Annotated in this window: 10 protein-coding genes; 2 read left to right on the plus strand and 8 right to left on the minus strand. The window is 65.5% G+C overall.

Features of this window, described 5'->3' with window-relative positions:
• Positions 1-143: 143 nt before the first annotated feature.
• On the plus strand, positions 144-509 hold the full coding sequence (locus CVO77_RS18855) for a hypothetical protein (RefSeq protein ID WP_146130911.1): 366 nt from the start codon (positions 144-146) through the stop codon (positions 507-509).
• A gap of 14 nt (positions 510-523) precedes the next feature.
• On the opposite strand, the gene CVO77_RS18860 is transcribed toward CVO77_RS18855, so the two are convergent.
• Positions 524-1,099, minus strand: a complete 576-nt coding sequence (locus tag CVO77_RS18860) for a hypothetical protein (RefSeq protein WP_106000393.1) — start codon at positions 1,097-1,099, stop codon at positions 524-526.
• A 231-nt stretch (positions 1,100-1,330) separates the two neighbouring features.
• Between CVO77_RS18860 and CVO77_RS18865 the strand changes: the two genes are divergently transcribed.
• On the plus strand, positions 1,331-1,672 hold the full coding sequence (locus CVO77_RS18865) for a UrcA family protein (RefSeq protein ID WP_106000394.1): 342 nt from the start codon (positions 1,331-1,333) through the stop codon (positions 1,670-1,672).
• Between the two features lie 54 nt (positions 1,673-1,726).
• Here the strand turns inward: CVO77_RS18865 and CVO77_RS18870 are convergent, their stop codons facing one another.
• The 7 genes from CVO77_RS18870 to ypfJ form a co-directional block, all read right to left on the minus strand.
• On the minus strand, positions 1,727-2,461 hold the full coding sequence (locus tag CVO77_RS18870) for a LytR/AlgR family response regulator transcription factor (protein ID WP_106000395.1): 735 nt from the start codon (positions 2,459-2,461) through the stop codon (positions 1,727-1,729).
• 1 nt (position 2,462) lies between these two features.
• Positions 2,463-3,626 carry a sensor histidine kinase gene (locus CVO77_RS18875; RefSeq protein ID WP_242446013.1) on the minus strand — a complete coding sequence of 388 codons (1,164 nt, stop codon included), beginning with the start codon at positions 3,624-3,626 and terminating at the stop codon, positions 2,463-2,465.
• Positions 3,627-3,720: 94 nt separating this feature from the next.
• The gene (locus CVO77_RS18880) at positions 3,721-5,187 is read right to left on the minus strand and encodes an MATE family efflux transporter (RefSeq protein WP_242446014.1); all 1,467 of its coding nucleotides are present in this window, start codon (positions 5,185-5,187) and stop codon (positions 3,721-3,723) included.
• Positions 5,184-8,012, minus strand: a complete 2,829-nt coding sequence (locus tag CVO77_RS18885; protein WP_106000397.1) for a valine--tRNA ligase — start codon at positions 8,010-8,012, stop codon at positions 5,184-5,186. The genes CVO77_RS18880 and CVO77_RS18885 overlap by 4 nt, the downstream gene beginning before the upstream one ends.
• A gap of 162 nt (positions 8,013-8,174) precedes the next feature.
• On the minus strand, positions 8,175-10,247 hold the full coding sequence (locus CVO77_RS18890; protein ID WP_106000398.1) for an alpha/beta hydrolase family protein: 2,073 nt from the start codon (positions 10,245-10,247) through the stop codon (positions 8,175-8,177).
• 432 nt (positions 10,248-10,679) lie between these two features.
• A complete protein-coding gene (locus tag CVO77_RS18895) occupies positions 10,680-11,957 on the minus strand; it encodes a metal-dependent hydrolase family protein (protein ID WP_106000399.1) in 1,278 nt (425 codons plus the stop codon).
• Positions 11,930-12,838 (minus strand): KPN_02809 family neutral zinc metallopeptidase, encoded by a 909-nt coding sequence (gene ypfJ / locus CVO77_RS18900; RefSeq protein WP_106000400.1) that lies wholly within the window; start codon positions 12,836-12,838, stop codon positions 11,930-11,932. Before ypfJ ends, CVO77_RS18895 begins: the two co-directional genes overlap by 28 nt.
• Positions 12,839-12,933: the final 95 nt, after the last annotated feature.

A 12,933-nucleotide genomic window follows, 5' to 3' on the forward strand; every position in this document is an offset into this window, starting at 1 on the left:
CTGTTCAGCGATGGCGGGCGCGGCCGATGGTCGCCCCGCCATCGCCGCCAGCGCAGCGCCGCTGCGTCAAACCCGTGCGGTCGGGAACGACGAGCCGGGCAAAACGTTGGACTGCGTGTGTCTGGATGGACAGGAGAGCTTCGATGATCAGGATGATTTTGACGGCCAGTGCGGCCATGGCGCTGTTCGCCGCGGGCCAAGCGGCCGCGATGCAGAACAATCCCGACGGGACGACGGCGGAGGAGCGCTCGAACACGGCTCGGCTCAACGCCGACCAGCTGGCGAAGGCCAAGGCCGAAACCCAGACCTATGAAGCCGAAGTCGCGGCGCGCGACCAGCAGGAAGCTGCCACGCACTCCGAGTTCGCCAAGGAAACCGAGGCGTATGAGGCCGAAAAGGCGCGCGTGGCCGCGCTGTCGGCCGAAGAGCGGATCCAGTGGGAGGCCGATGTCGCGGCCTGCAAGGGCGGCGATACGACGCGCTGCGCGAAGCCGCAGCCCCAGAATTGATGCGTTAACGGTCGCTATTGCGCGACGGCAGGAGGCTCCGGCGGTTCGCCGGGGCCTTTTTGCCGTGGCTCGGGCGACGGTTTTGGCGATGTGGACGGCTCGCGCGTCGCGGGAGGGGGAAGCGCGACGGGCATGACCATCGCCGGCAGGGTGCGCGGCTCGGGGGCAGGGCGGGGCTGGGGATCGGGAAGGCGGCCGCCATATTGATAATCGTCCGTCGGTTCGGGCGCCGGTTCGGGCGTCGGCCCGACATCGTCATCGACGTGGCCCAATTCACGAAAAGCGTCGCTCATCCGGTGATCGTGCCGGGCCTTCAGCCGCGCGGCGACGCCATAGCTGTCGGCGCAGTCGGGGCAGGGCGGGGCATCCGCCTGCCCGGTGACGAGCGCGTCGGGATTGGCGCTGAACCCGGCGAAGGAGGCGCCGCCGTCGGCCGGGCGGTCGCCGCCCTTGTTGCCGAGCCCGTTGTCGACCACCGCGAGGCCGAGCAGCGTGCCCCCGCCGAGCCCGGCCAAGCCGAGCCCGAGCGCCCAGGCCAGGCGGCGCGCGCCGCGGCCGCGACTCGGAGAGGGGCGGGGTTTCCTCCTCATTCGGCAAAGAAAGCCATCCTGACGACTATGATGCAAGCTTTCGGCCACTGGTCGACGCCCCAATGCGCTTCGTCCGCCTGATCGACGCGGCTTCCGAGCCGGTCGAACCTTGCATGCGCGACGGCGGGAAAGGGCGCATTGCCAGCGTGCGGGATGCGGGTTGATGCAATCTTCCCCGGTGAACATCAGGCCGTGTCCCGCGTCACCACCCCGGATTGAGAGGACTCCCCCATGTTCAAACCGACCCTTACTCTGATCACCCTGACGATGGCCGCCGGCGGGATCGCCGCACCCGCGATGGCGCAGGACGACGATGCGCCGCGCGTCATGGTGCATTACGGCGATCTTGACCTGCAAACCGTCGACGGACGCGAGCAGCTCGATCTTCGCATTCGCAGGGCGATCCGTTCGATGTGCCGCGTCGGATTTCGTCCTTCATTGCAGCAGCGCGCGTTCGAACAGGCATGCGAAGCACGGGCACGCAGCAGCGCCGAACCGCAGCTCGCGGCCTTGCTGAACGGCAGCAGCGCGCGGTTCGCGAGCGAGAAACCGCCGGTCGTCTCGGCGCCCTGACGGCTATCGCGATCGGGGCCGCCCAAAAGCAGGGGGCGGCCCTGGCGAAGGCGATCATGCCCCGTGCGTGATCGCCTTTACGTCGTGCAGATAAGTGCGGCCGATCCGGTGGACTCCGCCCTCGCCGAGGTCGACGCTCCAGGCGCCGTCGCCATGGTGTTTGAGCCCGACGATGCCGTCGCGGCGGATCATCTTCGACCGATGGATGCGCATGAACTGGTCGGGGTTCATGCGTGCTTCCAGCGATTTGATCGTCTGGTGGATCAGCCAACTGCGCGCGCCGACGTGCAGCCGCATATAATCGCGCTCGGCCTCGACCAGGTCGACCTGGTCGGCGTCGATACGCAGCATCTCGCCGCGGTTCTGGACCCAGAATTCGTTGATCCACTTGCTCTTTTGCTTGGGCGCGCGATCGGTCGCGTTCCATTCGCGCACGCGCGTCAGTGCGCGGCCGAGGCGGTCGGGCGACACGGGCTTGAGCAGATAATCGACCGCGGCGACGTCGAACGCCGCCACCGCATAGCGATCGAAGGCGGTGATGAAGACGACCGCGGGCGGATTGTCGAGCTTGTCGAGCGCCGCGGCGACCGCCAGCCCGTCGAGATCGGGCATCGCGATGTCGCACAGGACGAGGTCGGGCGCGAGCGCATCGACCATGCGCAGCGCCGAGGCCCCGTCGCTGGCGGTGCCGACGAGCGAAATACCATCCTGCTGCCCGGCGAGGATCTGGAGCCGCTCGATCGCCAGCGGTTCGTCGTCGACGATCAGCGTGCGTAGCATCCGCATCATGTCAGCATCCCTCCCGTGCCAGCGGCAGCCATAGCGAAACGAAGAACCCTCCGCCATCCGACGGCCCCCATTCGCAGCCCGCCGCCGGGCCATAGCGGGTCAGCAGCCGTTCGCGGACATTGCCGAGACCGAGGCCGGTTCCGGACGCGGGAACCGCCGCCTTTGGGTCGATGTCGTTTTCGGTGCGCACGACGAGCAGGCCATGTTCGCTGCTCGCGGTCAGCCGGATCGCGATCCGGCCCTTGCTTGGCGCGACGCCATATTTGAGCGCATTTTCGATGATCGGCTGCAGGATCAGCACCGGGACGCAGGCGTTTTCGAGCGCCTTTGGCACCAGCACCTCGACCTGGAGCCGGTCGGGGAAGCGGACTTGCTCGATATCGAGATAGAGCCGCTGGAGCGCGATTTCCTCGTCGAGGCTGACAAGCTGTTCGGGGTCGATCGCGAGGCTCGATCGCAGGAAGGACGACAGGTTCATGATCATCGTCTCGGCTTCGCTCTTCGACCCGCGCAGGACGAGCGTCGATAGCGAATTGAGCGTGTTGAACAGAAAGTGCGGATTGACCTGATAGTGAAGGGCGCGGAGCTGCGCGGTCTGCGCCTCGATGCGGAAATGGTTGGCGCGCCGCTCGACCGCGCGCATCTCGTTCGCATAGCCGAAGGCGACATAGAGCGCCGCCCAGACCGCGAAGAAGAAATACCAGCGGATCGAGCTGTCGAGGATCAGCACGATCTCCCACGCGACCGGGAATTTGGTATGGATATCGGCGATGATCTTTGCCGAGTCGGGAAGCGGCAGCCAGTAATAGAAGACGAGCAGGTTGATGCACGCATAGACGATGACGAGCGGGATCGCCGCGCCCATCGCGACGGCGAGGCGGGCGCCGAAGCCGCGCGGCTGGACGCGCTGGATCAATTGATAGAGGACGAAGGTGCACAATATGCCCGCGACGACGACGATGCCGCGGCGCCCGGCATATTCCCATTGCTCGGCGCCCGCGAGGATGCCGAGGCCGGTGGTGATCAGGAAATAGAGCAGCCACATCGCGACGATCGAGCCGATCGCGACCCGGGGATTGACGCGCGCGTCGGAGGCGCGCCAGTCGGGCGCCGCGGCCAGCATCTTCGCCCGTTGATCGCGCAGCGTCTCTTTGCGGATAGTCATGTTCATCGAGGCTGTCTTAGCGTCAAACATCGCCGCAACGCCAGCAGCCACCGGGCCGCCAGTCGAAGGGGTCCGGGCCTTGGTCGAAAGCGCGCTATTCGACGTCAGGCTGCGGCATCGTGCGGCGCCAGCCGCCGCGCTTGTAGACGATCCAGGCCATCGCCAGCGAGGCGAGCGAGGACAGCGGAAAGCTCCACCACAAAATGTCGCTGCCGATTGTCGAATAGCCGAAATAATAGATGCCGAGGCGGATCGGGAACATCGACAGGAAAAGGATGATCAGCGGCGGGACGACCGAGCCGTTGGCGCGCAGCGTACCGATCAGCACGATCGTGGTGCCAAAGGGCAGGAAGGTCCAGGTCGCGATCAGTTGAATATGGCGCGATACCTCGATCGCGGGGCTTTCGCTGCCGAGGAACAGCGCGAGCGCGGCCCGGTCGAAGGTCAGGAGCAGCGCGATCAGGACACCCGTCATGACGAGGTTGATCGCCATGCCGCTGTTCGTCACCGACGCCACGCGGTCCCAGCGCGCCGCGCCGATATTCTGCGCCACCATCGCGCTGACCGCCGCGCCGATCGCGAGCGCGGGCATCTGGACATAGTTCCAGAGCTGCAACGTCGCGCCATAAGCGGCGGAGGTGACCAGTCCCTCGCGGTTGACGAGCCCGATCATGATGAGCCCGGCGCCCGAGATGACGAGCATCTGCGCGCCCATTGGCATGCCGCGCCCGACGATGAAGCGAAGCTCGCTCCATTTGGGCAGCAGATAGATCAGCTCGTGGCCGCGCAGGCGCAGCACATGGTTTCGGGCATAGAACCAGGTGATCATCCCCGCGAGGCTGATCGTCCCGGCGGTCGCGGTGGCGAGCGCGCTGCCCGCGATGCCAAGACGCGGGAACGGGCCGAGGCCGAGGATCAGCACCGGGTTGAAGACGATATCGAGTACGACCGTGAGGATCATGAAACGCAGCGGCGTGACCGCGTCGCCCGCGCCGCGCGACGCCATCATCAAGGTCACCGACAACATGCTGGCCGGCACCGCGAGGAAGGTGACGCGCAGATAGTCGTGTGCCAGCCCGAACGCTTCGGGCGGCGTCACCAGCCAGTGCAAGATCCTGTCCGACGCGAACCAGCCGACGACCGCGATCACGACCGAGAAGATCAGTGCGAGCCCGACGACCCCGCCCGCCGCGCGCCGCGCCGCGTCGACGTCGCCGCGCCCCATCGACTGGCCGATCAACACCGTCGCCGCCATGCCGAAGCCGAAGAAGGCGCCGAACATCAGGAACATGATGATGTTGGCGTTGGCGGTCGCGGCGAGCGCGCTTTCGCCGAGGAATTGGCCGACCCAGATCGAATTCACCGAACTCGACAGCGTCTGCAAGATATTCGACGCGAGCGTCGGCAGCGCGAAGAGGATCAGCGTCTTGGTGATCGGCCCGCTGATCAGGTCCATCCGCCCGCCGCCGCGCGCGGTCTGGCGCGGCGGAATCGGTCCCGCGGCCGGATCGGCCGCCGCCGCGACGGGCATCGGCGTGACGGGCGTTTGGCCGTCGGTCACCCCAGCCGCGCCAATGCGGCGGTCAGGCGCTCGGCTTCGGCCTCCTTGGCGGCGTGGTCGGCGCGGGCCTTTTCCACCGCTTCGGGCTTGGCGCGTTCGACGAAGGAGGGATTGTTCAGGCGGCCCGCTAGGCCATCGCGCTCCTTCGTCGCGGCGGCGAGCGCCTTGGTCAGGCGGTCGCGTTCGGCGGCGATGTCGATGACGCCTTCGAGCGGGACGGTGATCGTCTCGCCTTCGACGACGAGCTGTGCCGATGCGCCCGCCGGTGCGGGGTCGAAGCTGATGGCTTCGAGACGCGCGAGGCGGTCGAGCTGCGCCGAGAGTTTCTCGGTGCGGCCCTTGAGCGAGGTCGGGAAATGGGCAGTCAGGCGCGCGCCCGGCGGTAGGCCCAGCTCGGCCTTCGCGCCGCGCAGTTCGCTGACGAGCTTGATCAGCCAGTCGATATCGGCGCTGGCGTCGGCATCGCGGGTCGCACAAGGTTCAGGCCATTTCGCGGTGATCAGCGGATAATCCGCGCGGTCGCCGAGCCCGGTCCACAGCTCTTCGGTGATGAAGGGCATGAAGGGGTGGAGCATGACGAGTATCTGGTCGAGCACCCAGCCGGCGACGGCCTTCGTCTCGTTGTCGATCGCACCTTTGATCAGTTCGAGATACCAGTCGCAGAAACGGTCCCATGCAAAGCTGTAGATCGCGTTCGCGGCTTCGTCGAAGCGATAGGCGGCGAAGGCCGTCTCCATCGCTTCAACGGTGCCCGCGACTTCACCGATGATCCAGCGGTTGACCGGCAGCGTCGCGAACGGCGCTGCGAGGCTGGCGGACGCCGAAATGCCATTGGCTTCGCAAAAGCGCGCGGCGTTCCACAGCTTGGTCGCGAAGTTGCGATAGCCGGCGAGGCGCGCGTCATCCATCTTGATGTCGCGGCCCTGGCTTTCCATCGCCGCCATGAAAAAGCGTAGCGCGTCGGCGCCATATTGGTCGATCAGGCCGAGCGGGTCGATGACATTGCCCTTCGACTTCGACATCTTCGCGCCGTCGGGTGCGCGGACGAGGCCGTGGAGATAGAGCGTCTTCCAAGGGACGTCGCCCATGAACTCCATCCCCTGCATCGCCATGCGCGCATCCCAGAAGAAGAGGATGTCGAAGCCGGAGACGAGGACGTCGTTGGGATAATGGCGTTTCAGCAGGTCGGTGTTCTCAGGCCAGCCGAGCGTTGCGAAGGGCCAGAGTGCGGAGGAGAACCAGGTGTCGAGAACGTCGGGGTCGCGCGCAAGAATGACATGGCTCGGTGAACCAGACGTGCCCTCACCGAAGTGAACCTTGGTGCCAGCGGGATAATAGGCTTCCGCCTGTCTCAAAGCTTCCTCTTCCGTTTCAGCAACGAATATCTGCTGGCGGGTAGGGTATGCCTTCAGGAGGGTGTGGCTGGCATCTTTTGTAAGTTCAACGGTCATTCCGCTGTTCGGAGTTCCGTCATCATCTAGTCCCGGACCATACCAAGCCGGAATCCGGTGACCCCACCAAAGCTGGCGCGAGACGCACCATGGCTGGATATTCTCCATCCAGTTGAAGAAGGTCTTTTCCCACGTCTTGGGGACAATGTTGATCCGGCCGTCGCGGACCGCCTGCATCGGCGGCTGGGCGAGGGTTTCGGCGTCGACATACCATTGGTCGGTGAGCCAGGGCTCGATCACCACGCCGCCGCGGTCGCCGAACGGGGTCTGGATCGTGCGCGGCTCGGCGTCATGTTCGGCGCCATCCTTGTCGACATGGGGGACGAGGAAACCCGCTTCCTTCATCCGCTGCACGACGAGTTCGCGCGCGCCATCCTTGCCGTCGCGGCGGAAGCGGTGGAGGCCCAAATATTCCGCGGGGATCAGCCCGTCGCTCGTCTGGATGACATTCGCGTCGCCATCGAACATGTTGAGCATCTCGCCGGGCTTGAACCCCGCGCGCTTGCCGACCTCGAAGTCGTTGAAATCATGTCCGGGGGTGATCTTCACCGCGCCGCTGCCCAGTTCGGGATCCGCATGTTCGTCGGCGACCACCTTGAAACGGCGGCCGGTGATCGGCTGGAGGATGTCCTTGCCGATCACGCTTTTGTAGCGCGCATCGTCGGGGTGCACCGCGACCGCCATGTCGGCGAGCATCGTTTCGGGGCGCGTCGTCGCGACCTCGATATAGTTGCGGCCATCGTCAAGGGTCACGCCGTCGGCGATCGGATATTTGAAATGCCAGAAGCCGCCCTGAACCTCGCGCGTTTCGACTTCGAGGTCCGAAATCGCGGTTTTGAGCTTGGGGTCCCAGTTCACGAGGCGCTTGTCGCGGTAGATCAGCCCCTTTTTGTGGAGGTCGACGAACACCTTGACCACCGCGCGGGTGAAATGCGGGTCCATCGTGAATTGCTCGCGCGACCAGTCCATCGAACAGCCGAGGCGGCGAAGCTGGCCGGTAATCTGGCCGCCGCTCTCCGCTTTCCACTGCCATATCTTGTCGACGAACTCTTCGCGGCTGTAGTTGGTGCGCTTGTCCTGCCTGGCCTCAAGCTGGCGCTCGACCACCATCTGGGTCGCGATGCCGGCATGGTCCATGCCGACGACCCACAGCGCATCCTTGCCGCGCAGCCGTTCGTAGCGGACGAGCACGTCCTGCAACGTATTGTCGAGCGCATGGCCGATGTGCAGCGCGCCGGTGACGTTCGGCGGCGGGTTAACGATCGTGAACGGCTGCGCATTCGGGCGCGCCGGGCGAAACAGCCCGCGGCTTTCCCATGACTGAGCCCATTTCGCCTCGATGGCGGCGGGATCGAAGGTTTTTTCCATCGGCATAGCGGCGCGCTTTGCCAGCCATGGTGCGATGCGGCAAGGGGGTGATTGCCCCCTATGCGCCCCCTTCGCCCGTTCGCATCGAGCGAAGTCGAGATGCCCATCCGCGGCACGCGCCTTCGGGGTGTCTCGACTTCGCTCGACACGAGCGGAGTTGGGGGATTGTTATTTCTTCAAATAGCTTCCCAGCCAGTTGAACACCGTCTGGTGCCACTGGACGCTGTTCGCGCCCTTCAGCACCCAATGATTTTCGTCGGGAAACACCAGAAGCTCGGACGGCACGCCGCGGCGCTGGAGCGCGGTGAAGGCCGCGAGGCCCTGCGTATAGGGAATGCGGAAGTCCTTTTCGCTGGTGATCACCAGCATCGGCGTTTTCCACTCGGCGACGTGATTCACCGGGTTCCATTTCTCGAATTCTTCGGGAACCTCGAAATAGGCGCCGCCATGTTCCCATTCGTCGAACCATAATTCCTCGGTTTCATAGGCCATGGCGCGCGCGTCGAAGACGCCGTCGTGCTGGACCAGGCATTTGAAGCCGTCGGTCCACTGGCCGGCGATCCAGTTCATCATATAGCCGCCATAGGAGGCGCCGAGCGCGCAGGCGTTGGCAATGTCGAGCTGCGCATCCTGCTTGCCCGCCGCCGCGAGGCCGAGTTTAAGATCCTGAAGCGGCTTGCCGCCCCAATCCTTGTTGATGCTGTCGGTGAACGCCTGGCCGTAACCCGTTGAGCCATGGAAATCGACGGTGACGACGCCATAGCCCTGTTCGGCGAAGAGGCGGGGGTTCCAGCGCGTCGACCAGCCGTTGCCGAAGCTGCCCTGCGGGCCGCCATGGACGATGAAGGCGACCGGCAGCTGTGCAGCAGCGTTCGCGGGCTTCAGGATCATCCCCCACACCTTGTCGCCGTTCGCCCCGGCGAACTGCATGCGGTCGATCTTGACCGGATCGAAGCTGGCGAGCGTTGCGGCGTTGACCGCGGTGATCTGTTGCACCCTGCCCTTCGCGTCGCGGACATAAACGTCGGTCGGCAGCAGCGCGGTATTGCGCGTATAGAGCAGCGCGCCGCCGGGGAGAGGGGTGACGTCGCCGATGGTGCCGTCGAACGCTTCGCTCGAGGCCTTCAGCCTCTCGACCTTGCCGCTGGCGGCATCGACGCGGAACACCGGATGGTCGAGCACATCGTCAGCCGTGACGAAGAGCGACTTGCCGTCCTCGGCCCACGCGATCGAGGCGACCGAGCGGTCCCACGCATCGGTGAGCTTCTTCGTCTCGCCATTCTCGAGGTTGCGGAGCATCAGCACCTGCCGGTCGGCTTCATAGCCCGGCCGCGCCATCGCGGCGTAGGCGAGCCATTTGCCATCGGGTGAGGGCGCCGGAAGCGTGTCGGTCGCCTGATTATCCTCGGTCAGATTCTGCGGCATCATCCGGCTGTCGACCAGCCAGCTATAGACATCGAGGTTGGTCGAACGCGGTTCGTCGCGATCGGCCTTGCGCATCGTGAAATAGACGGTGCGGCTGTCAGGCCCCCATGCAAGTTCTTCGCCGCCGCCAAAGGGCTTCGACGGCGTATCGCCGACCAGCCCGGCGGCGATCGGGCGCGCGACGCTTGCCTTGCCGTCCGCGAGGTTGAAGACGAAGGGACGGCTGTGGGTTCCGGGCGTTTCCCATTGATCCCAATGGCGCACGAAACCGGCGCCATCCTTGTAGAGACGGCCGCTGCCGGGGCCGACAAGCGCGCCCTTGTCTTTCGCGTCGCAGCCGAAATCGGTGCATTCCATCGGAATGTCGCCCCAGGCGAGCAGGCGTTCGCCATTCGGCGAAATCTTGAAGCCCGCGACCTCGGCCTTGGTGTCGGTGACCTGCGTTGCGGCGGTTCCGGCCTTGACATCGATCCGCCAGACCTGATCGCCGCCCGAAGCGTTCGAGAGGAAATAGAGGCTGCCGTCGGGGGCGAAGGCGGGTGAGGTTTCATTCTTGCCCGGCGTGTCGGCGATCTGGGCGGGCTTGGCGTCCTTCGCCTTGCGATCGACGAGCCACAGGCCGGTCGAGCGTTTGTAGGTGTCGGGCGCGGTCTCGGTCATCTGAAAGACGACCCAGCGCCCGTCGGACGATGCCGCCGGCGCGCCGACGCGTTTCAGCGTCGCCAAGTCGACCTCGGTCATCGGGCGGGCGAGAGCGGGGGCGGAGGAAAGGGCGGCGGTCAGCGCGATCGCGCTGGTGAGGATATGGTTTCGCATGAAAGCGGTTTAGCGCTGCGATGTGCTTGTTCAAGCCTGTTCGTGGGATCGGTAGCGAATGCCCGCGCAATTTTATTCCAAAGTTCAGGAAAGTTCAGCCTTATGCGTCCCGCGATTTGGACCTTGCGATGTATTCGACGCGCCCGGCACCCTTGACCGTGGCCGCCTCAGAAAGCCGGGCAGCGATCCTTTTTGTCTATCAAAATGAAAGAGCCGGATCAAAGCTGGCACAGCCGGATAATGTAGGAAAGGCGTTTTTGAAGGCGACGCCTGCTTTGGGGTGGGAAGCTGCCCTCCAAAGCTCGTCATGCTGAACTTGTTTCAGCATCCACGGCCTGAGGTCTCGTCTACCGCTGCGCCGAAGGAAACGACAGGCCATGGACCCTGAAACAAGTTCAGGGTGACGAGAATGGAGATGTCGGCTTCCAGTCGTTAGCGGACAATGACGCCGCCCTTCATCACATGGTCGATCTTTTCGAGCACCGTGATATCGGCGAGCGGGTCGGCCTTTACCGCGATCATGTCGGCATAGCGGCCGGAAACGATCGCGCCGATGTCGGTGCGGCCCATTTCCTCCGACGCGCGGCCGGTGGCGGACTGGATCGCCTGCATCTCCGTCATACCATATTTGACCATATTGGCGAATTGCCGGGCGTTGAGGCCGTGCGGATAGACGCCCGCGTCGGTGCCGTAGCCGAGCTTGACGCCCATCTCTACCGCGCGGCGGAAGGCGGCGCGCTGGGCGTCGGTGGTCTCGCGGTTCTTGCGGAGATATTCCTCGGGCCAGCCCTCCTTGGTCCCGATCTCGTCGATATAGGTGCCGTTGTAGATGTCCATGACCAGCCAGGTGCCGTGCGCCTTCGCCATTTGCAGCGCTTCCTTGTCGGCAAGGCTGGCGTGTTCGATGCTGTCGACCCCGGCGCGGATCGCATTCTTGATCCCAACCGCGCCATGGGCGTGCGCGGTGACGCGCTTGCCGCGGGCGTGCGCGACCTTCACGACCGCGCGAAGCTGGTCTTCGCTGAGTTCGGGCGCGCCGGGTTCGGTGCCGATCGCGAGCACCGCGCCGGTCGCGATCGTCTTGATGAAATCGGCGCCATGGTCGAGCAGATACGCCGTCTTCTGCGCCGCTTCCTCGGGCGTCGCGGCGACGCCGAGGCGCATGTCGGGCGGAAGCTGGTCGTTCGGGACGACGCCATTCACTTCGCCGCCGCCGCCGGGAATGGTGATATAGGCGCCCGCGACCCACATGCGCGGTCCGGGCACGTCGCCGCGATCGATGGCATTGCGGAGTGCGACGTCGGTCAACCCGCGATAGGTGCCGACGTCGCGCACGCTGGTGAAGCCGGCGTTCAGCGTCAGGCGCGCTTTGCGCGCGCCGACAAGCGCGGTCTCGGCGGGCGAGGCCTTGATCGGCGCCGCGACGTCGGCGCTCTGCCCGACGTCGGCGAGGTGGGTGTGGAGGTCGATGAGCCCCGGCAATATCGTATAGGCCGACCAGTCGATGATCGTTGCCCCCGCAGGGGCCGTGCCGCAAGGGCCGACCGCCTCGATATGCTCGTCCGCGATCGTCACGCACTGGCCGGTGCGCACATCGTTCGAGACGCCGTCGATCAGCCGCCCGGTTTGGACATAAAGCGTTTCGGCGGCAGCGGGGGCGGCGACGAGCGCCGCCGCCGCGATCAGAGCGATGCGTTGAAGGTGTCGCACTGCTTCGGGTCCCCCGTTTCGAGGCCGCGGCGCAGCCAGGTCATGCGCTGCTCGCTCGTTCCGTGCGTAAAGCTTTCGGGCACCGGACGCTGGCCCGCCGAGCGCATCAGCGTATCGTCGCCGATCGCGTTGGCGGCGCGCATCGCTTCCTCCATGTCACCGGGTTCCATCACGGTCTGACCGTCCTTGTTGCGCGCGCGGTTCGCCCAGACGCCGGCATAGCAATCGGCCTGCAACTCCATGCGGACCTGCAGCGCATTGCCCTCGGCCTGCGAGGCGCGCTGCTGCGCCTGGCGGACCTTGTCCGAAATGCCGGTGATCGTCTGAATATGGTGGCCGACCTCGTGCGCGACGACATAGGCCTGCGCGGCGTCGCCGGCCGCGCCGAAGCGGTTCGCGAGCTCGCCGAAGAATTCGGTGTCGAGATAGATGCCGTGATCGGCGGGGCAATAGAAAGGCCCCATCGCCGATTGCGCGGCGCCGCAGCCAGAGCTGTTCTGTTCGGTGAAGAAGCGCAGGCCCGGTTCCTGATAGCCATTGAACTGGCTGCCCCAGAATCGGTTGGTCGAACTGAACACCTGACAGGCGAAGCGTTCGGCCTGGGTGTCGCAGGCGGCGCCCTCCGCTTGCGCGCTGCGGCTGTCGGCGGCCGGATCGGCGGTGCTGCCGCCGGTCAGGCTCTGAAGCCCGCCACCGAAAAAGACGAACGCCAGCACGCCGAGCAGCAGGATCGTTCCGCAGCCCATCTTGCGGCCAAGCAGCATCGGCAGCAGCCCGAAAAGCAGGCCGCCCATGCCGCCACCCCCACCGCCGCCGAACCCGCCGCCGCCACGCCCGAGGTCCTGAATATCGTCGCCGGGATCATAATCGTCGAGGCGCATGGGTTCCTCCCGCCGCTAAGTGTCTGTCCGGGGCGGATAGTGACAGCAGCGGGGGGCAATGGAAAGGGGCTTCGCGTCGATGGGAGGACCGCAAT

This window comes from Sphingopyxis lindanitolerans (assembly GCF_002993885.1).
GTDB lineage: Bacteria > Pseudomonadota > Alphaproteobacteria > Sphingomonadales > Sphingomonadaceae > Sphingopyxis > Sphingopyxis lindanitolerans.